The following is a 21136-nucleotide window of genomic DNA, read 5'->3' as shown; positions in this document are numbered from 1 at the left end:
TTTGAGAAGGATTAATAGTTACTGGTTCTTATAACTTCTATTAATAAAGTCATTAAGAACCACTTAAATTTATTTTGAGATAATACTATATATATCAAGAAGGTAGAGTAGTCACGGAGGTATACATATGTTTGATTTGTTTAATCAAATGAGCCGAATGCTAAGTGGGCCAATACATGGGCTGGCCTATGGTTTTGAGCATATACCACTATTATTTGCTTTCTTTTTGGGATTAGTGGGAGCTGTTGCCCCATGTCAACTAACAAGTAATGTCAGCGCAATTACAATTTATGGGAATAAATCGTTAATCGGTCGAGTTCCTTGGTTACATATATATTTATTTATATCTGGAAAGATTCTAGTTTTCGCTATCCTAGGATTCATTATTTGGTTAGTGGGAAATGAAGTGAACAGTACTTTAGTGGAATTCTTTCCGATGTTAAGAAAAGTAATAGGTCCGTTACTTATTATAATTGGGTTATTAATGATTGGGATATTAAAATTAAATAAATCTATTGGTACATTTAGGTTACCTGAGAAGATAAAAGACAGCTATTTAGGAAGTTTTTTATTAGGAGTAAGTTTTACATTGGCATTTTGTCCAACGATGTTTGTACTATTTTTCATGACATTAATGCCTGTTGTATTGACCACGTCATATGGTTTGCTATTGCCATCCGTATTTGGAATTGGAACTACTTTCCCGCTTTTGGTGGTAATCTATCTGATTTCGTATTTCGGTATGAGCGGGATAGTCATGAAGAAAAGCAGAAAAATAGGGGCTATTACTAATAAAATTGCTGGGAGTATACTACTTATTATTGGTATTTTCGATACATTAATGTATTGGTTTTAAAGAGGAAAATACTTTGAATTATAAGCTGTCTATAAAAATGGATATATTTCAATTTTCGTTAAAGTACGTTCAAATAGGCATTGAGACGTTTTATAGGATTATTTCACTAATTCGTCTGATAGCATGTTTACGTTATGAAATCCTTCTCTGATTTCAATCTGGACACAACAGGAAATATAACCATCATTTATTCAGATTCATCAGGAAAGAAATGGAACTCGGATTCCTTTCAGTAAGAATAAGAATTGATTGTTAGTTTCTAGAGAATTATGTACGATGTTGTTATTTTGCACTATTTCTTGATAATTATTCGATATGATGATGGCGAAGGAACAAATGGGAAGGGATGGAGAAAACATTGTATTACTTTATTAAATTGTTGTAGTACGAAATTTCGTATATGTAAGAGTATAGCATCAACTGGCAAAAAGCTTTGGAACTATCATCAGTAAACTGAGAGAATTCGCCTATTGGCGATCATATTACCTAATACTTGATTGTAAAAAAATAGTTTATCCAGAGCGTATACGTAAAGGAGCAAGAAAATGAAAAAATTGGTAATGTCATTTGCAGCACTTTTGTTAGTATTAGTGGGCTGCACAAACACTCCAACAAACCAGCAATTAGATGAACAAGGCACGGAGCGCGGAGAAATGCAACATGAAGAAAGAATGGATAATGGAGACGTGGAAGGTATGGAAGGTCACATGGATCATAACAATGTCCCTTCTCTTCAAGCATCAGAAGGAACTAAGGAGTTAGTAATACCACCTCTGTTAGAAAAACAGAAGGACGCAGAATTCGATTATGAGGTGGTCGCTCAAGAGGGAGCGATGCAATTTTTTGATGGTTCACAAACTAAAACTTACGGATATAATGGAAATTTTTTGGGGAAGACTTTACAGCTTAAAGAGGGAGAAACTGTTAAAGTGAAAGTCAGGAATGCGTTAAATGAACCAACAACATTTCACTGGCATGGTCTTGAAGTACCAGGAACTGAAGATGGTGGTCCGAGCGATCTAATCCAGCCAGGTGAAAGTAAAATCGTCACCTTAAAAGCCGATCAATCAGCAGCGACGCTGTGGTATCATCCACATCCACATAAATCAACCGCAGAACAAGTTTTCAAAGGGCTTGCGGGAATGCTCTACGTGGAAGAGAAAGATCGTGTAGCTACTGGATTGCCTCATAATTATGGAGTAGATGATATTCCGCTCATATTTCAGGATCGTCTCTTTGATGAGCATCAACAACTTGACTTTGAGAAGCTCATGAACAGTGATGGTACGATTGGGGATGTATCGCTCGTAAACGGTACATACAATCCAAGATTAACTGTAACACAACCACTGATGCGTTTTCGAATTCTTAATGGTTCGAATGCACGAAATTACACGTTTCGTTTAAGTAATAATGCCGCATTTACTCAAATAGCTTCAGATGGTGGATTATTGTATGAGCCAGTAAAAACAGAGGAGATTACACTGGCTCCATCCGAGCGCGCTGAAATTTTAATTGATTTTTCAGCAATGGACACAGATAAGCCAATCGCCATTACTGATGAAAAAGATAATGCTCTGTTGCCTTTTAATTTGGATATTGATAAAGGAAAAGGAGAGAAAGAATCTATATCTTGGACTGATGATACTTCTGTCCTTTCAGAAGAAGAAAAATCCTTACCAGTCACCAAGGAGATCGAATTGTTTGGAATGATGGATAGGGTTACTATTAATGGAAAGAAATTTGATCCTAATCGAATTGATCTGCGACAGAAGAAAGGCGTCTCGGAAGTTTGGGAAGTCTATAATAAGCCTGACAATATGGGAGGAATGATCCATCCATTCCATATTCATGGTACCCAGTTTAAAATTATATCGCGTGATGGAAGAGAAGTGAATCCAAATGAAAGAGGCTTGAAAGACAGTGTTCTTATAGAGCCAGGCGAACGAGTAAAATTGCTCGTCACTTTCCCAGAAGAGGGGAAATATATGTATCATTGTCATATTCTCGAACACGAAGATAATGGTATGATGGGGCAGGTAGAAGTATACTAATATTTTGTTTCACGGAATAAAAAATGAAAAATGAACTGTTCAGTATTAGTTAAATTCCTCTGAAGGTAGACAGATGATAACTCAAAATCTGTTTTCCTTTGGGGGTTTTTTGTGTATCTTACAAATCTCGCTATGCGTAGTAGCAATTTATTGTTAACTACATCCATATCAATAATACTAATATGAATGTTTATCCTTTCGTTTTCTTTTAAATGCTTGCCATGTTGTTTTTAATGAAGCATACGTTCCAACAGCAGCAGCCCCATAAAACGCGCCCATAAAAATTCCTGCCCATAAGTTGTGTCGGTGGCTAAAAAATATGGAAATGATAAACCCTAGCGCGCCGGCAATAGTTGGGAAGTACTGCCGGGGGATAGAGAAAAATTTAAATAGCTGTGTAATAATCACGATGAGAGGGACAGCGATAAGGCCATCCCATATATTTGTATGAATAACAGGAAACTCCATAAAGCCACATCCTTTTTTCATTAATTGATTATTCAAAGGGAATCGCATTTGTTCTTTTTAGCATTTCAGACACAGTTAAGCATTCGTACCCCTCTTCTTTAAAAAATGCTAATACTTTTTCTAATGCTGCGACCGTTTGCCGACGATCTCCTCCTGAATCATGTAATAAAATGATGTCACCAGGAGTAATATTTTTCTTAATATGGTTTACAATTTTATCTGTACCGGGTTTCTTCCAATCTTCTGGATCCTGGTGCCATGACCAGAAAACAACTAAGTAACCACTATCAATAGCTGTGTTAATAATTAAGTCATTATAATTGCCCCCAACAGGCCGATAGAGCGCTGGTTCTTTACCAGTAATTTCTCGTATGGTATATGAAGTATTATATAATTCGTCTTGTAATTTTTTGCTATCCTTAGGAATTGAAAGATGATGATAGGTATGATTTGCAACCTCATGTCCTTCTATATGCTCACGATAAATAAGTTGCGGGTGTGTCTTTGCTTGTTCACCTGTAACAAAAAATGTGGCTTTCGCATTGTATTCGTTAAGTAAATCTAAAATCTGAGGTGTGTATACAGGGTGGGGTCCGTCATCAAAGGTAATCGCCACAATTTTATCATCGGTATCCACCTCCCAAAAAACCTTTCCTGTTTTTTCATAATCGAAACGATCCTTTGTGTCAGCATATGATATAAAAGGAAAGGTAATATATATAATTAAAACACAAAGGAAGTAAATAAACGTTTTCATCTGTCCACTCCTAAGCCCATTTTAATAAGAACATACAATTAAATTGTGCTAATTAGGAATGTTTCATGTTAGGAATTAAATGGATATAAAAATGGTAAGTATGTAAGTGAAGAATCATATAAAGTGTTAAAATGAGCCAAACATAAAAACGAGCTGGTATATAAAATACCTAACTCGTTTTTATTAATGGATATTTCGATATAGTCCAATAACCTTCCCTAAAATAGAAACATTTTGATAAATGAGTGGTTCCATTGTTGCGTTTTCCGGTTGAAGGCGGATGTGATTTTTCTCTTTAAAGAAACGTTTCACCGTTGCTTCATCATCCTCTGTCATCGCAACTACAATTTCTCCATTTTGAGCCGTGTTTTGTTGTTTTACGATTACCATATCACCATCAAGAATACCAGCCTCTATCATACTTTCACCATCAATGACTAGCACGTATATATTATCTTCTGGGCTAGCGCTAGATCGTGGAATCGGAATATACTCTTCAATGTTTTCGACTGCAGTAATAGGAATCCCTGCTGTTACTTTTCCAATTAATGGGGCATATAATGTATCTTCTTTTGGAATACTCGGTTCTGAAGAAAAATCAAGAATTTCAATTGCTCTTGGTTTTGTAGGATCTCGTCGAATAAATCCTTTACTTTCTAATCTGGATAAATGCCCATGAACTGTAGAGCTAGATGCTAAGCCAACAGCTTCGGCAATTTCTCGAACAGAAGGTGGATATCCCTTTAGATGAACTTCACTTTTAATAAAGTCGAGAATGGCTTGCTGTCTTTTTGATAATTTTATCATGTAAGGAACACCTCGCACATATATTTACTATTGATAGTTTACCATTTCACATCTCAAAATGCAAACATTCGTTCTAAAAATCTATTGACAAGACCATATGTTCTGTTTATAATTACAAGTAACAGAACAAAGGTTCTATTTTGATGAAAGGGCTGATAATATGTTTGGAAAATGGACAAGAACTGATTTGCTATATTTCGTAACGTTTGGATTAACGTTAGGATTTTTGTATTTTTCACTCATCACAGCATAATGCAACTAGGAGATTATTAAATTGCGAGCAATCATATATTGTAGAGTAAGCACAGATAAACAAACACAGGAAAGTTCTTTAATTAGGCAAAAAGAAGAATTAATGCAGCTTGCTTTAAGGCAAGGCTTTAAAATCGTTCGAATTATTGAAGAACGAGCAAGTGGATATGAAATTGGGAGAGATGGCATCTTTGATATGCTTGATGATTTTGCAGATGGAGAAGCAGATTGTTTATTGATTCAGGACGAGACAAGGCTTGGAAGAGGAAATACTAAAATTGCACTTTTTCATCAGTTACAAAAGCTGAACATACCAATATTTTCTATTTATCACGATGGACAATTGGAAATTTCCGAGTCGGATTCTATGGTGCTCAAAATCGTCGGTATTGTAGAGGAATATCAACGAAAGCTTCATAACGAAAAAATTAAACGTGGCATAAAAAGGGCGATGGACAAAGGATTTAATCCTGCAAAAAATCTTACGAATCGGAATCAAGCTCCAGGACGGGAGAGAAAGGATTTTCCGATTCAAGAAGTTGTGCGTTTACGAGCACAAAAGATGACCTTCGAGGAAATTACTACTATATTACAGGGGATGGGCTTTGATGTTTCCAAGGCAACGGTACATCGCCGATATCAAGAGTTTCAAAAAACTTGAATATAAATAAGTAGGAAGTTATGATAAAAAAGCAGGAACATATTTATCGTTCGTGCTTTTTTAAATTTGACGACTCCACCCATGTTAACGTTGGAGTCAATCTGCCTTAACAGGAGGATAGACCACATGATAAGTAAACAAAAGTTAGAACGCATCAATTTTCTTGCTAAGAAGGCAAAGAATGAGGGACTCACAAATGCCGAAAAAGAGGAACAAGCGGAATTAAGGCAAGAGTACCTAAAAAATGTTCGAAAATCCTTTAAAAACCAATTTAAAACAATGACTGTAATTGATCCTGCTGGAAATGATGTTACACCTCAAAAGGTTCGAGATTTACAGGAGAGAAATAAAAAGAATTGATGTAAGCTTTTTTTATTCTTTATAATTTATCAAGAAAAAGACACGATTTGGAGCTGCAAATTCTTTTGCATCGTGTTTTCGCTTGTTATGTCCTATGTTTCGTTATAAGATGAAGTAGATACTAGAAGCTTTTACACGGAAAGGGGTATATACCTTGGGAAATAATGTTGAACAACTATCTATTAATACAATTCGAACACTATCAATTGACGCTATTGAAAAAGCAAATTCCGGTCATCCTGGTCTTCCAATGGGAGCCGCGCCAATGGCTTATACGTTGTGGACAGACTTTATGAAGCATAACCCTAAAAACTCAAAATGGTTTAACCGAGATCGGTTTGTTTTGTCTGCAGGTCATGGTTCCATGCTGTTGTATAGCTTGTTACACTTAGCAGGCTATGATGTGACAATGGAGGACTTGAAGAATTTCCGCCAATGGGAGTCTAGAACACCAGGTCATCCCGAAGTACATCATACAGATGGAGTTGAAGCTACTACTGGACCATTAGGACAAGGGATTGCGATGTCTGTTGGAATGGCGATGGCTGAGGCACATCTTGCTGCAAAATATAATAAAACGGATATTTCCATTATCGATCACTTTACATATGCACTTGTAAGTGACGGCGATTTAATGGAAGGTATTTCACATGAAGCCGCTTCTTTAGCAGGTCATTTACGTTTAGGAAAATTAATTGCATTGTATGATTCAAATGACATTTCCCTTGATGGTGATTTAAATCAATCATTCTCTGATAATACAGAGGAACGTTTTAAAGCATACGGCTGGCAGGTATTACGTGTAGAGGATGGAAATGATATCGCCCAGCTGAGAAAAGCAATAAAAGCTGCAAAGGAAAATACAGCGCAGCCAACATTGATTGAAATTAAAACAGTAATTGGATACGGTTCACCAAATAAATCTGCTTCAGCTGCTTCTCATGGTTCTCCATTAGGGGGAGATGAAGTAAAACTAACAAAAGAATATTATAATTGGGCACATGAAGAATTTCATGTTCCAGAAGAAGTTTATCATGATTTTCGCGATAAAATTGTGAACCCAGGAGCAGAAGCAGAAAACGCTTGGAATTCTCTTTTTGATGCATATAAAGAAAAATATCCGACAGAAGCAAAGGAATTGGAGTTAGCCATTAAAGGTGAACTTCCAGCAGGTTGGGAAAAAGAGCTGCCATCCTTTGAATCAGGAAAAGATACATTGGCTACAAGGGCATCGTCAGGAAAAGTGTTAAATGCCATTGCGAAGCATGTACCGTTCTTCTTTGGAGGAAGTGCAGATTTAGCGGGCTCTAACAAAACAATGATGAACGATGAAGCTGATTTTTCACGCAACAATTATGCTGGTAGAAACATTTGGTTTGGTGTTCGTGAGCATGCAATGGGAGCTGCTTTAAATGGAATGGCACTTCATGGAGGCTTAAAGGTCTACGGTGGTACATTCTTCGTATTTAGTGATTACTTACGACCAGCAGTTCGTTTGTCTGCCATTATGAATACACCTGTTACGTACGTGTTCACACACGACTCCATCGCGGTTGGAGAGGACGGTCCTACACACGAACCGGTTGAGCATTTAGCAGCTCTAAGAGCAATGCCGAATGTGTCGCTTATTCGTCCAGCAGATGCAAATGAAACACAAGCAGCTTGGCGTTTAGCATTAGAGTCTAAAAACAAGCCAACTGCCCTTGTGTTAACAAGACAAGATTTGCCAACGTTAGCAGGAACTAAAGAGCATGCATATGAAGGCGTTAAAAAAGGCGCTTATATCGTTTCTGATAGTAAGAAAGAAACGCCAGATGCGTTATTACTCGCAACAGGATCCGAAGTGCAGCTTGCAATTAAAGCGCAGGAGCAATTAGCAGCGAAGGAAATTGATGTTCGCGTCGTGAGCATGCCATCATGGGATCGTTTCAATGAGCAAGATGAAACGTATAAGCATTCAGTTCTACCGAAAAGTGTTAAAAAACGTGTTGCCATTGAAATGGGTGCTTCTTTCGGTTGGGAGCGTTATACCGGTGATGAAGGAATCGTACTAGGCATTGATACGTTTGGTGCCTCTGCAAATGGCGATAAAGTAATGAAGGAATATGGATTCTCTGTAGAAAATGTTGTGCAAAATGTAGAACGTTTATTGAAATAACATAGATAGCAAAAGCATCTCTATTGTATTGAATACGATAGGGGTGCTTTCTTCGTATTATTCGTTCCTTTATAACGTATAAATGCTCTATTTAATCAAGCTTTTGACAAAACTAGTGTTGTTTTTTAACACAGTATGACATTTTTTCCTGTTAGACATGCTTATAATAGACATAAATACGCATATAGGAGGAAATGCTGGATGCAAAGCTATTCAATTTATTGGATTAAAGAAGAATTTGCTGTTCACTATTTTTATAAAAGTGACTTGTTATATCGCTTTCTTAAAGCTTATGAACAAGATAAGGAGAGAGAGGATTATGCGCTTCAATATGAATTTATAACGAATGAATTCGATGCAGATCTTATTCTTTCTCATTTAAGAGATAATATAGAAGTGCAAAAGCGAAGCAACGCACATCAGCTTTCCACCGATTCACGATGTCTTACTTTACATATGCGCAAAAAACAGATAAAATTTCAATGTCAAACAATACATGAAGCTGAAAATATGTTGTTTCCGTTTTTACGACAAGTACATCCCTATTTATTTGTAATAGGGAACAATCCGGTTCGTTATGGATGGATTTCTCCATCATTACTTAATTCAAAACATATTGCGGAAGAAGTATTGTATTCCTATCTCTGATTTACTATACTGTATAAGAGACAACACGAAGGAGGAAAGCTTTACATGGGAACTATATGGGTAGTATTAATAGCAATTGGAGCATTAATTGCTGGTGTTGCTCTGGGTTTTTTTATTGCGAGAAAATATATGATGAGCTATATGAAAAAGAATCCACCAATTAATGAGCAAATGCTTCGCACATTAATGATGCAAATGGGACAAAAACCATCCCAGAAAAAAATCAATCAAATGATGCGTGCAATGAATACTCAAATGGATAAATAATCATGCAATCATCTCTATTATGAGGTAATTTCCATTTGCAAATGCCCTGTACAAAATAGAAGTATAGGGTTTTTTGATTTCTGTGCTTTAATTGTTGCAATATTGTCAAAATCTAATTCTTTTTATCTCACACATTTTTGTTAGAATGAAGGTTAATGGATTGGGAGGGGTTAGCATGTCAGAAATTAATATTTTTATTGCGTTTGGAGCAGGTTTTCTATCATTTATCTCACCTTGTGTATTACCATTGTTCCCTGCTTTTTTATCCTACATAACAGGTATGAGTGTGAATGAGCTGCAGCAGGATCAAAAAGGATTTAATAAAAAGAGTATGCTACATACCATCTTCTTTTTACTTGGATTTTCAAGTATTTTTATCATCATTGGATATTCTTCCACTTTTTTTGCGACTTTTTTAACTACATATAATGAATTGATTCGCCAAATCGGCGGTATTTTAATTATCTTCTTTGGCTTAGTGATTGTGGGGATCTTTAATTTTAATTTTTTGATGAAGGATAAACGAGTTACCTTTCGAAATCGTCCATCTGGATACATTGGATCGTATATTATTGGGTTAGCATTTTCATTAGGCTGGCAGCCATGCACAGGACCGATCTTGATGGTTGTATTTTCGCTTGCCGCGTCAGATCCACAAGTCGGAATGGTAATGATGATCAGTTATGTGTTAGGTTTTTCGATTCCGTTTTTCGTGCTTTCCTTTTTCGTTGGCAAGCTGTCGTGGATTAAACGCCATAGTGCACTGCTAGTCAAAATTGGTGGATATTTCATGATCTTTATGGGAATTGCACTCTTTTTTAATTGGACGACAAAGCTAACTTCATTTTTGGCAAGCTGGTTTGGTTGGAGTGGTTTTTAGTAGAATCTCCAATCGCTTTGTATTATCATATTAAATAATTGAATTGGTAAAAGGGGAACTTACTTATGTACAAACCGAATGATTTAATTTTACGTACAACCACATCCCTTATTGCGTTTATATTACTTGGATTTGCTGTGTATTTATTATTAGCTGGACATAATTCTCCTGGTGGTGGATTTGTTGGTGGGCTAGTTACTTCTGCAGCAGTAATCCTGATGTATATGGCGTATGGGATGGAAACAATCGCGAAAATAATACCTGTTAATTTTCGAACAGTAATTCCAATAGGCCTGTTAATAGCTGTGGGTACGGGCTTAGGTTCTTTTGTATTTGATGTGCCATTTCTCTCTCATACATTTGGTTACTTTAATGTACCGATATTCGGGAAAATTGAGCTTGCGACCGCGATGCTTTTTGATATAGGGGTTTATCTCACAGTTCTTGGCGTAACAATTACGATTATATTAAATATCGCCAACGATCAATAATTAATAGGGGGAGGTCCAGGAATGAATCCGAAAATGGGTGCATTCCTGGACTTTTAGAAAGAAGTGATAATCTATGTTTTGGCTCATAGCTAGTACAATTGCGGCAGCATTTATGGCTGTGACGATGATTTTTGTTCGTTTAAAAGCTGCCAAAAAACCAGCATCGGTAAAAAAAATATTACTTCCTCCGTTATTCATGAGTACAGGGGCTCTCATGTTTGTATTTCCACCGTTTCAGGTTAGTCTACTACAAGTGATAGAAGCGATGTCTGTAGGCGTTGTTTTTTCTTTTTTCTTGATAAAATCGTCTAAATTCGAGATAAGGGGAAATGCGATTTATTTAATTCCATCTAAATCATTTATCTTTATCTTATTTGGATTATTAGTAGTTCGTATCGTATTAAAGCTTTATCTTGGCAAGACGATTTCTCTAGGAGAGACGAGCGGTATGTTTTTCTTGCTTGCTTTTGGTATGATTCTGTCTTGGCGTATTGCGATGCTTTATAAATTTAAAAAGCTAGAAAATCAATTACATACAAAAAATGCGCTGTAAAAATAAAGTCGGCGCATTTTTTTTTACTATTAGTACGTTTCAAGCAACTAGCTTTATAACTATTTTCGATTGTATTGCTTTTGCCAGTTATCACGGTAGTTTGATTTTGATAATTGAAAGAGATGCTCGTAATCAGCAATATTAATGTTTTTTTCCTTTAGCTTTTTACGAAGGAATTTGTGATCACGTTTTGGGGTAGCAATAATATAGCCTTCAATCACAATATCTTCGGTTATATGTATGTTGTTTCGTTGCAAGGCAATTTCTCCGATTTTACTTGCAATTTTATGACGTGCTACATCTCTAAACAATTCTGGTACTGGCGCAACTAATTCTTCTAAGAGTGCTTTTTCTTTTTCTTGCCACATATGCTTTGTTTTATCGAAATAGTAATTTTCCCAATCCATTACACTTTTGCCATCATCTTTTGGTAGCTGTTTAAGAAATTTTCGAAACATAAAATAGCCGCCGATTGCCATCGAACCTATAAGGAAAAATCCCCACAAAATAATGAAATAATCTACAAATATTGACATTTTATCACCTTCATATTATATACTATCAATACCTTGCCAATAGAGAAAAAATGAATCTAGCTTATTAAGCATACCATAGAAAAAAATAAAAAATATGGTAACTTTTATATCATAAAATCACTTCTAATGGTATATTTAAATTGGTAAATGATGTAACATCAATTTACATTATATGCTAGTATTATTATAAGTGGATTGCTACATAGAAACAAGTTTCATATTTACTTAGGGTAGGACATATAATAGATTAAGCGAGCGATCTTGATTGTTGGATTTTGTATAAAAGGGGCGAATGTGATGGTGAATAATTCGAACAAATATGACAAAAATGGCGAATATCTTGCTAATCCCGCCATTATGGAAACAACCCACGACAATAGCCCGATAAAAAGCTTGGCTTCACTTCCATCGTTTATGTTGAATTGGATTGAACAAAAAAGCAATGATGTTGTTTCACTTTGGGATTTAGAAGGGAACCTGCTTTATATTTCGAATTCAATTGAACATGCGTTAGGCTACAAGCTTTCCGAGCTAAAAGGAGTTCAATGGTTAGATTTTGTCGCACCCGAAGATATTACATATATTAAAAACAATCTAGATCAAACCGTGGATAAAGAAAACATTTTTAATATTCAAGTTAAAAATTATGATGAACGCTATATATGGTGTGAATGTAAAATTGCAAAGCTTTTGGATAACAACAATGAAGCAGGCTATTTTATCTCGATTATACGTGACATTACCGATAAAAAAGAAGCAGAGGAAATGATGATTCGGTCTGAGAAGATGTCAATTGCTGGGCAGTTAGCAGCAGGAATCGCACATGAAATCCGTAATCCGCTAACATCTCTAAAAGGATTTTTACAGCTTCTTGAGGCAGGTGTAAAGCGGAAGGACGTTTATTATAAGATTATGATTGATGAAATAGAAAAGATGGAAACAATCACTTCCGAATTGCTGTTTATTTCCAAGCCTTTGACGGATTATAAGCAGCAAGAATCGGTTGAGCAAATGATTGAGGATGTAATTGAATTATTGAAACCACAAGCAAAATTAAAAAATATAATGATTATATTCGATAAAGAAGAAGATTGCTCGGTTTATTGTGATCGTTCGCAAATAAAGCAAGTATTAATTAATATCGTCAAAAATGCGATTGAAGCAATGGAAGAAAGCGGAAAAATCAATGTGATCATGCGTCGCAACGGATCCTATCTTCAAATCGATGTCATTGATGAAGGTCCAGGAATAGATGAGAAGATTATTCACAAGCTTGGTGAGCCGTTTTTCACGACAAAGAAAACCGGAACAGGATTAGGTTTAATGATTACGAAGCAAATATTAGAACGACATGATGCTACATTAAATATTATGCAAAACGAGGATAAAGGTAGTACATTTCGAATTACATTTACTGAATTACAAGGAATATAAATTTAAGTTTAATAAAGCAAACAATTGTATAAGTAATTATTATCATTCTTCATAAGATTTTACTATATAGTAACAAGCATGAAACATTTGTTTTATGCTTGTTTTTCATTTAATATAGAGAACGAAAGGGTTTAGCGCCATTATATTTTTAATTCTCACACTCGGGAGATAATAAATGTTTATCAGTAGCAGATGGTTGAGCTACATTCTATCTCGAGCTATGAAAAAGCAAGATGGAAAGGGGAAACCTATATGGGAGAACAAAATAAGTTTCATGCAAAAAAACAATTCACATTAGATGGTAGAACTTACAACTACTATCAACTAAAAGCGTTAGAGAGTGCTGGCTTTGGGGAAATTACACGTCTGCCTTTTTCGGTACGTGTGCTGCTTGAATCTATTCTCCGTCAGTATGACGGAAAAGTGATTAAGGATGAGCATGTAAAAGGATTAGCAAAATGGGGAACTGCTGAAGGAAAAGGTGTCGATGTACCATTTAAACCTTCTCGTGTTATTTTACAGGACTTTACTGGAGTGCCAGCTGTTGTCGACCTTGCATCACTACGTAAGGCGATGGTTGATTTAGGTGGTGAGCCAAACAAGATTAATCCAGAGGTTCCGGTTGATTTGGTTATTGATCATTCTGTACAAGTGGATCAATATGGAACACCAACCGCATTAAAAGCAAATATGGATCTAGAGTTTGAGCGCAATGGAGAAAGATATGAGTTTTTACATTGGGCGCAAAAAGCGTTTGAAAATTATCGCGCTGTACCGCCTGCGACTGGAATTGTACACCAAGTGAACTTAGAGTATATTGCGAACGTTGTTCATGGAATCGAAAATGACAATGGCGAATATGATGCATTTCCTGATACACTTGTCGGAACGGACTCGCATACCACAATGATTAACGGATTAGGAGTGCTTGGTTGGGGAGTCGGTGGAATTGAAGCAGAAGCAGGTATGCTAGGGCAGCCTTCATACTTCCCAGCACCAGAAGTAATTGGTGTGAAATTTACTGGTAGCTTTCCACAAGGAACAACGGCAACGGACCTTGCATTAAAAGTAACACAAGTATTGCGTGAAAAAAATGTAGTAGGTAAATTTGTGGAATATTTTGGACCAGGGTTACAGGATATGCCGCTCGCAGACCGTGCTACAATTTCGAATATGGCTCCTGAATATGGGGCAACTTGTGGCTTTTTCCCTGTAGATGAAGAGTCTCTAAACTATCTTCGTCTAACAGGAAGAGATGAAGCACAAATTAAGTTGGTTGAGACGTATTGTAAGGAAAATAATTTATGGTACGCACCAGATCAACCAGATCCAGCATATACAGAAGTTGTCGAAATAGATCTTTCTCAATTGGAGCCGAATCTATCTGGACCAAAACGTCCACAGGATTTAATTGCTTTATCAAACATGAAAAAGGAATTTAATAAAGCGATTACTGCTCCATCAGGAAACCAAGGCTTTGGTTTAGATAAGTCAGAGTTCAATAAAGAAGTAACGATTGCGCATCCAAATGGTAAAACATCTGTGATGAAAACAGGATCATTAGCTATTGCGGCAATCACATCCTGTACAAATACATCAAACCCTTATGTAATGCTTGGAGCTGGATTGCTTGCAAAAAAAGCAATTGAAAAAGGATTGACAGTACCTGAATATGTAAAAACGTCATTGGCTCCAGGTTCAAAAGTTGTTACACGTTATTTAGAAGATGCAGGATTAATGCCTTATCTAGATAAATTAGGCTTTAATCTAGTTGGTTATGGATGTACAACATGTATTGGAAACTCAGGTCCTTTACGTCCTGAAATTGAAAAGGCGATTGCTGAAAATGATTTAACAGTTGCTTCAGTACTCTCAGGTAATAGAAACTTTGAAGGACGTATCCACCCACTTGTTAAAGCAAACTATCTTGCTTCACCACCATTAGTAGTTGCGTATGCATTAGCAGGATCAGTTGATATCGATTTAACAAAAGATGCACTAGGAAAAGATGAAAATGGCAAGCCGATCTTCTTAAATGATATATGGCCATCAATGGAAGAAATTAAAGCAGAGATTCAAAAGGTAGTTAATCCTGAAATATTCCGTAAAGAGTACGAAAATGTATTCCAATCAAATGAAAAGTGGAATGAAATTGAAACAACAGACGAGCCACTATTTGAATGGGATGGAGACTCTACGTATATTCAGAATCCACCATTCTTTGAAGGCCTAGCGAAAGATGCAGGTAAGGTAGAAACATTGCATCAACTCCGAGCAATTGGAAAATTTGGTGATTCGGTAACAACTGACCATATTTCTCCTGCTGGGGCGATTGCAAAAGATATGCCTGCTGGAAAATACTTGCAGGAAAAAGGGGTTTCACCACGAAACTTTAATTCCTATGGTTCACGCCGTGGGAACCATGAAGTGATGATGCGCGGAACGTTTGCAAATATTCGTATTCGTAATCTCTTAGCTCCTGGAACTGAGGGAGGCTATACGACATATTGGCCAACTGGAGAAATTATGCCGATTTATGATGCTGCAATGAAGTATCAAGCAGATCAAACTGGCTTAATGGTCATTGCTGGGAAGGATTATGGAATGGGATCATCGCGTGACTGGGCAGCAAAAGGCACAAACCTTCTTGGTATTAAGACAGTTATTGCGGAAAGCTTTGAACGTATTCATCGTTCCAATTTAGTTATGATGGGTGTGCTTCCACTTCAGTTTGAAAAAGGTCAAAATGCCGATAAGCTCGGATTAACAGGAAAAGAAAGCTTTACGGTAGAGGTTGATGAAAGCGTGAAGCCACATGATCTTGTTTCTGTTACTGCTGTAGATGAAGCTGGTAAAGAAACGAAGTTTAAAGCAATTGCACGCTTTGATAGTGAAGTTGAAATTGATTATTACCGTCATGGAGGAATCCTGCAAATGGTACTTCGTGATAAACTACGAAACGCATAAAAGTTATAGACTTGAAAACTCTTACACTTCGGTGTAGGAGTTTTTTTTACTTTAACTTGAGCGATGCGACATTATTTCCAAAAGAATTGTGGTTTTAAAAAAGGACGAACTAACCTGCTAGGATAAAAAAATTAATTTTCGCATTATTTATTATAAATTGTTGAGAGCATGGCAATACTTCTTCATAACAATCAATGAAAGGGTGTATTGTCATGTCACTTAAGAGAAAATTAAGCTTTGATGATTTAGTCAAAGCAAATCGTCAGCAAATATTAAAAGATAAAGAAATTATGGATCGGATTGAAGAAAACATCGAACAAAGAATTCAGGATTCACTAAATATCACCGATAAGGAAGCGTAAAAACTTGCCCCTTATGCCATTCTCCATCTCGATGAATGAAATAAGGGATTTTTATTTGCCATTATTTTGTATAGAAAGTATGTAAACGAAAAAACTAAAGCTGATCTCGATTACAATAAACAAAGGAGAATGACTATGACGGATAATAAATATACGCCTAAACCTGATGATCGCAGTGATAATGTAGAAAAGCTTCAAGAAATGGTAGAGGATACGATTCAAAATATGGAGAAAGCAGAAGAAACGATGGAATTCACATCAGAAGAAGGTCGTGAACAAATAAAAGCAAAAAATAAACGAAGAGAAGAATCGATTGAAGGAATGCGTGCAGAAATAAAGGATGAAGCCGCGCAGCAACATAACGAATAGCTTAGAATGGCCACGCCACGCCACGCTCCTTTAGGCGATGGCGTGGCCATTCTAATTCCTTAAGCAAAAACACATCGTGGTGTGTTAGAATGATAGTTGAGCTTGAGGAGGGTAAAGAGAGAATGAATCAAAAAGTAAACACACCGATTGAGGTTCGATATCAAGAGACCGATCAGATGGGAGTAGTATATCACGCGAATTATTTAATTTGGTTTGAAATTGGGCGAACGAAATTTATTGACGCATTAGGTTTTCAATATATCGAAATGGAGAAGAACAATATTGTTTCACCAGTAACAGATGTACATATCTCCTATAAACATCCCATTCGCTACGGAGATACCGTATCCGTGGAAACGTGGTTAGCACATTATGATGGGATACGAACGATTTATGGTTATCAAGTTATAGGAAATGATGGTGTTATTGCTGTAACAGGTTCTACTGAGCACGTTATCGTAAAAAAAGATTCATTTCGACCACTCTCTATGAGAAAGGCTTTTCCAGAGTGGCATGAAGCATATAAAAAACAGATGGAAGCGAATAGCTGATGGCTTTTGGCATTAATCGTAAAGAACTAGAAGCTTGGAAGCAACGCATCGAAAACGGAAACATTGCATTTCTGACACATTACTGGCAGGATGAAAGATTTCCAGACTTTACGACAGTGACAAAGGTTGGTTGTACTGATATTGATGCATTGATTGCATGGGGTGAAAAATATAACCTGCGGGCAGAGTGGATTCATAATAATAGCAAGTATCCACATTTTGATTTGTTAGGGGATTATCAAAAGGAGATTTTAACTCAAGAGAAGCAATGGGAACAATTAACGCGTTTCCAAATTATGAACCCTCACACATAGCTCCTGTGTGAGGGTGTTCGTTATTCATATAAAAATGTTGGCTCTTGAAGGTTTTCATCTAGTTTTATATGCAAATCTTTTTCTTCAAAGTACCAGGCATCACTTTCCTCAACAAAAAACAGCATATCACCTTTTTCAGCAGTAGCAATTGGATTTTCTGGGGTTGCCATTTTTATTGCTAAAGAAAACCCAGGAATATGGCCGCCAAAGCCATATCGAACATAAAAGCGTAAAGCAATGGGAGAACTAGGCTCGAAAGTATTTTTATACCATGTCGTAGCAGCTTCATCAATTCGTAGTTTCATTGCGCTCATCTCCTGTTCGAACATTCTTTTTATTTTTAGGGGGAGGTACTAGGTCAACTCCTCCAGGATGAAAAGGATGGCATTTACTTATTCGTTTAATCGTCAAGTATCCACCCTTGAGTACACCAAATCTGCGGAAAGCTTCCAGCCCGTATGCAGAACAACTCGGGTAAAAACGGCAGGTTGGTGGTTTAAAAGGACTGATTGCTTTCTGGTAAAATTTAATTAGGCCGATAAATAAATATTTCATGTTATTTCCGATCCTTATAAATTAAATTCGTTCTTGTCAAAAGTTAACGAAGCAATTGCATCATGCATGTGAATCGACTCTTCATTACGACAGGAAACTTTAAATTTTTGTATAAATGGCATTTCATATAAATCTGCAGCCACTAAACGTACCATATCCTCAACAAATCGCGGATTTTCATAAGCGTGTTCCGTTACCATTTTCTCATCTGGTCGTTTTAGAACAGGATGCAGTCTAGAACTAGCATTACTTTCTGCTGCTTCTAATAATTGTTCCTTCCAATCAATCTTTGCCTCATCGATATATTCATTAAATGTCGCTTCCATAAATACGCGTCCGCGTTGGTTATGGGCACTGTATTCACTGATTTCTTTAGAGCACGGACAAAGTGTTGTAACCAATACTTCGAGTGAACCTTTGATAGAAAAGCCAGTTTGCTTATTATACGAAACAGATAGTGTCACGTCCGCATGATTAAGTCCTGCTAAACCTGATTGCGGTGCTTGTCTTTCGAAAAACCAAGGAAAAGAAAGCTCGACTTGTGCATCTTCTTGCTCTAGTCGATCTGTTAGCTCTTTGGTGAACTGTTTTAGGTTAGCAATATCTGCTGTAAATCCATTTGTATGATAAAGCTGTAATTGTTCTGTAAATCGGCTCATGTTCGTGCCTTTACTTGCTTGGTGGATACTGGTTGTTAAACTAAATGATGCGATCGTAGTCTGTATAGTTGGTTGTATAGTACTTTCTACAGTTATGGGATGATTCACATTGGCAATCCCAACCTGATCTATGGCAAATAAAAAATCTTTTTGCACATTTTGTAGATCAGACATTTTTTCTTTTTCTACTGGCTTCGTTCGCGGTCCTGGATTTACAGAACCAAATAATTTATGTCTTTCTGCTTTTGAAGGCAATTTTCGTTGCACCATTAATTCTGTATTATCCATTCTGTAAGATCCTTTCTATTTAGCACTTCGACGAATTCATTCAAAGTATACTTGAGCAACCTTGAATATTCAATTAATCTGTATCACATCCACGTAATTTTCGGTTCTGTTTTATTTTTAATTCGTTTTATATTTTCACGGTGTCGATAAAAAACAAACACAGTTAATAATGTGGTAACAATAAATAAACCCGTGTCTTTCATAAGTAGAGTCACACAAATAGAAATAACGCCTGTAATCATCGATGAAAGAGATACGTATTTTGAAATGTACAATGTAACTAAAAAAGAGCAAACCATAATGACAAATAACAGTGGATTTACTCCAAGGACAATGCCAGCTGAAGTTGCGGCTGCTTTTCCACCTTTAAATTTAGCAAACAGTGGATATGTATGTCCTAATACAGCAAAAATACCAATAATAAGTCGATTTACTTCTGCATCAAAGAGTAATGGAATTAAAGTTGCAATGGTTCCCTTGAAAATATCTGCAAGCGTTACAATAATTCCTGCTTTCACTCCTAATACTCGAAACGTATTTGTGGCTCCTAAATTCCCACTTCCATGTTTCCGAACGTCTATATTGAAACCAACCTTCCCTACAATAAGAGCAGATGGAATCGAACCTAGTAAATAAGCAATAATTGCAAAAATAATATACTCCATCTTCCATACCTACTTTCCTTCAATATTCCTAATCTAGAAAACGATTCTTTCTTATTTTATCATGAACTTGCTATGAAAGAACATAAAAGTTTTGTTATAATATTCCGTAAATAAGGGCCTGCGGATCGAATGAAGCTTTTTAGAAAGGAAGGGATGAGATGATCGAATTTAAACAGGTTAATAAAGTATATGCAGATGGAACGAAGGCAATGGATAATTTTTCATTAACAATTAAAAAAGGCGAAATGATGACTTTAATAGGCCCTAGTGGGTGCGGAAAAACAACAACTATGAAGATGATTAATCGCTTGATTGAACCGACATCAGGCTCCATACTTATTAATAACCAAGATATTCGGCAATATAATATTCATGAATTAAGATGGAATATTGGTTATGTCTTGCAAGAAATTGCTTTATTTCCACATATGACGATTGAGGAAAATATTTCTGTTGTTCCAGACATGAAAAAGTGGAAGCGGAAAGCACAGCAGAAGCGAGCAATGGAATTATTAGACATGGTAGGACTAGAGCCTGAAAAGTATCAGAAACGAATGCCAAGTGAATTGTCAGGAGGACAACAACAACGAATTGGCGTGATACGAGCGTTAGCAGCAGACCCAGATATTATTTTAATGGACGAACCGTTTAGTGCATTAGATCCAATCAGTAGAGAGCAACTTCAAAAGGATATTCGATCGTTGCAAAAAGAAATAAAAAAGACGATTGTTTTTGTTACGCATGATATGGATGAGGCACTGGCACTTGGTGATCGTGTTTGTTTCATGCGAAATGGAAAAATCATTCAGGTCGATCAACCTCAACAACTTATCCTACATCCAGAAACGTCATTTGTTGAAAGTTTTATTGGAGAACGAAAATCTCCGTGGAATACCGCAATCGATGTTATTATGCAGCAAAATAAAAGTTCACGCATCGTGCAAGAGCATAATTTAATAGAGAAAAATGAGGAATCTAATCAAGTTTTTTATGTAATGAACGATGACGGAAGATATGTAGGTGCATGGAGAAACGGAGGCTGGATTTCTGTTCCAGTACTGTCAAATGAGCTTTCTCTATCCGCAGCAATGAAACATATGAAAAATAATGTGCTTGATGTGTATCCGGTAGTTCAACATGGTAGGCTAATAGGAACAATAAGCTACGAAGATATGATTCACTTTTTATATGAAAATTCCACTGCGACAGCAAGGGGGATATAAA

General features: G+C 36.4%; 25 protein-coding genes. 17 read left to right on the top strand and 8 right to left on the bottom strand.

The features are described from left to right. Positions 1-127: 127 nt before the first annotated feature. The gene (locus SPK86_RS07145; RefSeq protein WP_330948993.1) at positions 128-856 is read left to right on the top strand and encodes an urease accessory protein UreH domain-containing protein; all 729 of its coding nucleotides are present in this window, start codon (positions 128-130) and stop codon (positions 854-856) included. 545 nt (positions 857-1401) lie between these two features. Next, positions 1402-2910, top strand: a complete 1509-nt coding sequence (locus tag SPK86_RS07140; RefSeq protein ID WP_330948992.1) for a multicopper oxidase family protein — start codon at positions 1402-1404, stop codon at positions 2908-2910. 177 nt (positions 2911-3087) lie between these two features. Here SPK86_RS07140 and SPK86_RS07135 read toward each other — a convergent pair whose 3' ends face one another. From SPK86_RS07135 to lexA, 3 genes are all read right to left on the bottom strand, one after another. Next, complete coding sequence (locus SPK86_RS07135) at positions 3088-3378, bottom strand: hypothetical protein (RefSeq protein ID WP_284140040.1); 291 nt, start codon at positions 3376-3378, stop codon at positions 3088-3090. 28 nt (positions 3379-3406) lie between these two features. Next, positions 3407-4135, bottom strand: a complete 729-nt coding sequence (locus tag SPK86_RS07130) for a polysaccharide deacetylase family protein (protein WP_284140041.1) — start codon at positions 4133-4135, stop codon at positions 3407-3409. A 183-nt stretch (positions 4136-4318) separates the two neighbouring features. After that, the gene (gene lexA, locus SPK86_RS07125; RefSeq protein ID WP_284140042.1) at positions 4319-4942 is read right to left on the bottom strand and encodes a transcriptional repressor LexA; all 624 of its coding nucleotides are present in this window, start codon (positions 4940-4942) and stop codon (positions 4319-4321) included. A gap of 274 nt (positions 4943-5216) precedes the next feature. Here lexA and SPK86_RS07120 point away from each other — a divergent pair, with 274 nt between their 5' ends. The 8 genes from SPK86_RS07120 (at position 5217) to SPK86_RS07085 (ending at position 11212) form a co-directional block, all read left to right on the top strand. Then, positions 5217-5855, top strand: coding sequence for a YneB family resolvase-like protein (locus SPK86_RS07120; RefSeq protein ID WP_284140043.1), 639 nt, complete (start codon positions 5217-5219; stop codon positions 5853-5855). 126 nt (positions 5856-5981) lie between these two features. Beyond that, positions 5982-6215 carry a DUF896 domain-containing protein gene (locus SPK86_RS07115; protein ID WP_284140044.1) on the top strand — a complete coding sequence of 78 codons (234 nt, stop codon included), beginning with the start codon at positions 5982-5984 and terminating at the stop codon, positions 6213-6215. Between the two features lie 154 nt (positions 6216-6369). Further along, on the top strand, positions 6370-8373 hold the full coding sequence (gene tkt / locus SPK86_RS07110; protein ID WP_330948991.1) for a transketolase: 2004 nt from the start codon (positions 6370-6372) through the stop codon (positions 8371-8373). 201 nt (positions 8374-8574) lie between these two features. Continuing rightward, entirely contained in the window at positions 8575-9021 is a 447-nt protein-coding gene (gene sirA, locus SPK86_RS07105; RefSeq protein WP_284140046.1) for a sporulation inhibitor of replication protein SirA, read from the top strand. 45 nt (positions 9022-9066) lie between these two features. Beyond that, positions 9067-9288: a YneF family protein gene (locus SPK86_RS07100; RefSeq protein ID WP_284140047.1), complete on the top strand. Its 222-nt coding sequence runs from the start codon at positions 9067-9069 to the stop codon at positions 9286-9288. Between the two features lie 175 nt (positions 9289-9463). Further along, a complete protein-coding gene (locus SPK86_RS07095) occupies positions 9464-10168 on the top strand; it encodes a cytochrome c biogenesis CcdA family protein (RefSeq protein ID WP_330948990.1) in 705 nt (234 codons plus the stop codon). Positions 10169-10233: 65 nt separating this feature from the next. Next, positions 10234-10659 carry a Na(+)/H(+) antiporter subunit B gene (locus SPK86_RS07090; RefSeq protein ID WP_330948989.1) on the top strand — a complete coding sequence of 142 codons (426 nt, stop codon included), beginning with the start codon at positions 10234-10236 and terminating at the stop codon, positions 10657-10659. A gap of 73 nt (positions 10660-10732) precedes the next feature. After that, positions 10733-11212: a CcdC family protein gene (locus SPK86_RS07085; protein ID WP_330948988.1), complete on the top strand. Its 480-nt coding sequence runs from the start codon at positions 10733-10735 to the stop codon at positions 11210-11212. Positions 11213-11271: 59 nt separating this feature from the next. On the opposite strand, the gene SPK86_RS07080 is transcribed toward SPK86_RS07085, so the two are convergent. Continuing rightward, the gene (locus SPK86_RS07080; RefSeq protein WP_284140051.1) at positions 11272-11748 is read right to left on the bottom strand and encodes a DUF2621 family protein; all 477 of its coding nucleotides are present in this window, start codon (positions 11746-11748) and stop codon (positions 11272-11274) included. Between the two features lie 297 nt (positions 11749-12045). Between SPK86_RS07080 and SPK86_RS07075 the strand changes: the two genes are divergently transcribed. From SPK86_RS07075 to SPK86_RS07050, 6 genes are all read left to right on the top strand, one after another. Next, entirely contained in the window at positions 12046-13182 is a 1137-nt protein-coding gene (locus tag SPK86_RS07075; RefSeq protein ID WP_284140052.1) for an ATP-binding protein, read from the top strand. Between the two features lie 252 nt (positions 13183-13434). Further along, positions 13435-16149 carry an aconitate hydratase AcnA gene (acnA, locus tag SPK86_RS07070; RefSeq protein ID WP_284140053.1) on the top strand — a complete coding sequence of 905 codons (2715 nt, stop codon included), beginning with the start codon at positions 13435-13437 and terminating at the stop codon, positions 16147-16149. A gap of 212 nt (positions 16150-16361) precedes the next feature. Further along, the gene (locus SPK86_RS07065; protein ID WP_284140054.1) at positions 16362-16511 is read left to right on the top strand and encodes an FbpB family small basic protein; all 150 of its coding nucleotides are present in this window, start codon (positions 16362-16364) and stop codon (positions 16509-16511) included. Between the two features lie 135 nt (positions 16512-16646). Beyond that, positions 16647-16880, top strand: coding sequence for a small acid-soluble spore protein Tlp (gene tlp / locus SPK86_RS07060; protein ID WP_284140055.1), 234 nt, complete (start codon positions 16647-16649; stop codon positions 16878-16880). Positions 16881-17002: 122 nt separating this feature from the next. Continuing rightward, on the top strand, positions 17003-17431 hold the full coding sequence (locus SPK86_RS07055; protein WP_330948987.1) for an acyl-CoA thioesterase: 429 nt from the start codon (positions 17003-17005) through the stop codon (positions 17429-17431). Next, positions 17431-17745, top strand: a complete 315-nt coding sequence (locus tag SPK86_RS07050) for a hypothetical protein (RefSeq protein WP_284140057.1) — start codon at positions 17431-17433, stop codon at positions 17743-17745. The genes SPK86_RS07055 and SPK86_RS07050 overlap by 1 nt, the downstream gene beginning before the upstream one ends. Positions 17746-17765: 20 nt before the next feature. On the opposite strand, the gene SPK86_RS07045 is transcribed toward SPK86_RS07050, so the two are convergent. From SPK86_RS07045 to plsY, 4 genes are all read right to left on the bottom strand, one after another. Further along, positions 17766-18050 carry a HesB/YadR/YfhF family protein gene (locus SPK86_RS07045; RefSeq protein WP_330948986.1) on the bottom strand — a complete coding sequence of 95 codons (285 nt, stop codon included), beginning with the start codon at positions 18048-18050 and terminating at the stop codon, positions 17766-17768. Next, positions 18034-18300 carry a membrane protein insertion efficiency factor YidD gene (gene yidD, locus SPK86_RS07040; RefSeq protein ID WP_284140059.1) on the bottom strand — a complete coding sequence of 89 codons (267 nt, stop codon included), beginning with the start codon at positions 18298-18300 and terminating at the stop codon, positions 18034-18036. Before yidD ends, SPK86_RS07045 begins: the two co-directional genes overlap by 17 nt. A 14-nt stretch (positions 18301-18314) precedes the next feature. Beyond that, on the bottom strand, positions 18315-19247 hold the full coding sequence (gene folE2 / locus SPK86_RS07035) for a GTP cyclohydrolase FolE2 (protein WP_284140060.1): 933 nt from the start codon (positions 19245-19247) through the stop codon (positions 18315-18317). An 83-nt stretch (positions 19248-19330) separates the two neighbouring features. Then, positions 19331-19912, bottom strand: a complete 582-nt coding sequence (gene plsY / locus SPK86_RS07030) for a glycerol-3-phosphate 1-O-acyltransferase PlsY (RefSeq protein WP_284140061.1) — start codon at positions 19910-19912, stop codon at positions 19331-19333. A 158-nt stretch (positions 19913-20070) separates the two neighbouring features. On the opposite strand from plsY, the gene SPK86_RS07025 reads away from it, so the two are divergent. Continuing rightward, a complete protein-coding gene (locus SPK86_RS07025) occupies positions 20071-21135 on the top strand; it encodes an ABC transporter ATP-binding protein (RefSeq protein WP_284140062.1) in 1065 nt (354 codons plus the stop codon). The last annotated feature ends 1 nt before the right edge of the window (position 21136 follow it).

Origin of the sequence: Virgibacillus sp. MG-45, from assembly GCF_036409425.1 — a bacterium.
GTDB lineage: Bacteria > Bacillota > Bacilli > Bacillales > Amphibacillaceae > LDC-1.
This window is presented reverse-complemented; position numbering and strand designations above follow the sequence as displayed.

Coding starts and splice junctions, on each gene's coding strand:
- SPK86_RS07090 (WP_330948989.1), top strand. CDS start 10,234: ATGTACAAACCGAATGATTTAATTTTACGTACAACCACATCCCTTATT.
- SPK86_RS07095 (WP_330948990.1), top strand. CDS start 9,464: ATGTCAGAAATTAATATTTTTATTGCGTTTGGAGCAGGTTTTCTATCA.
- folE2 (WP_284140060.1), bottom strand. CDS start 19,247: ATGGATAATACAGAATTAATGGTGCAACGAAAATTGCCTTCAAAAGCA.
- acnA (WP_284140053.1), top strand. CDS start 13,435: ATGGGAGAACAAAATAAGTTTCATGCAAAAAAACAATTCACATTAGAT.
- SPK86_RS07140 (WP_330948992.1), top strand. CDS start 1,402: ATGAAAAAATTGGTAATGTCATTTGCAGCACTTTTGTTAGTATTAGTG.
- SPK86_RS07145 (WP_330948993.1), top strand. CDS start 128: ATGTTTGATTTGTTTAATCAAATGAGCCGAATGCTAAGTGGGCCAATA.
- SPK86_RS07065 (WP_284140054.1), top strand. CDS start 16,362: ATGTCACTTAAGAGAAAATTAAGCTTTGATGATTTAGTCAAAGCAAAT.
- lexA (WP_284140042.1), bottom strand. CDS start 4,942: ATGATAAAATTATCAAAAAGACAGCAAGCCATTCTCGACTTTATTAAA.
- SPK86_RS07085 (WP_330948988.1), top strand. CDS start 10,733: ATGTTTTGGCTCATAGCTAGTACAATTGCGGCAGCATTTATGGCTGTG.
- tlp (WP_284140055.1), top strand. CDS start 16,647: ATGACGGATAATAAATATACGCCTAAACCTGATGATCGCAGTGATAAT.
- plsY (WP_284140061.1), bottom strand. CDS start 19,912: ATGGAGTATATTATTTTTGCAATTATTGCTTATTTACTAGGTTCGATT.
- SPK86_RS07100 (WP_284140047.1), top strand. CDS start 9,067: ATGGGAACTATATGGGTAGTATTAATAGCAATTGGAGCATTAATTGCT.
- SPK86_RS07115 (WP_284140044.1), top strand. CDS start 5,982: ATGATAAGTAAACAAAAGTTAGAACGCATCAATTTTCTTGCTAAGAAG.
- SPK86_RS07080 (WP_284140051.1), bottom strand. CDS start 11,748: ATGTCAATATTTGTAGATTATTTCATTATTTTGTGGGGATTTTTCCTT.
- SPK86_RS07055 (WP_330948987.1), top strand. CDS start 17,003: ATGAATCAAAAAGTAAACACACCGATTGAGGTTCGATATCAAGAGACC.
- SPK86_RS07025 (WP_284140062.1), top strand. CDS start 20,071: ATGATCGAATTTAAACAGGTTAATAAAGTATATGCAGATGGAACGAAG.
- sirA (WP_284140046.1), top strand. CDS start 8,575: ATGCAAAGCTATTCAATTTATTGGATTAAAGAAGAATTTGCTGTTCAC.
- SPK86_RS07050 (WP_284140057.1), top strand. CDS start 17,431: ATGGCTTTTGGCATTAATCGTAAAGAACTAGAAGCTTGGAAGCAACGC.
- SPK86_RS07135 (WP_284140040.1), bottom strand. CDS start 3,378: ATGGAGTTTCCTGTTATTCATACAAATATATGGGATGGCCTTATCGCT.
- SPK86_RS07130 (WP_284140041.1), bottom strand. CDS start 4,135: ATGAAAACGTTTATTTACTTCCTTTGTGTTTTAATTATATATATTACC.
- yidD (WP_284140059.1), bottom strand. CDS start 18,300: ATGAAATATTTATTTATCGGCCTAATTAAATTTTACCAGAAAGCAATC.
- SPK86_RS07075 (WP_284140052.1), top strand. CDS start 12,046: ATGGTGAATAATTCGAACAAATATGACAAAAATGGCGAATATCTTGCT.
- SPK86_RS07045 (WP_330948986.1), bottom strand. CDS start 18,050: ATGAAACTACGAATTGATGAAGCTGCTACGACATGGTATAAAAATACT.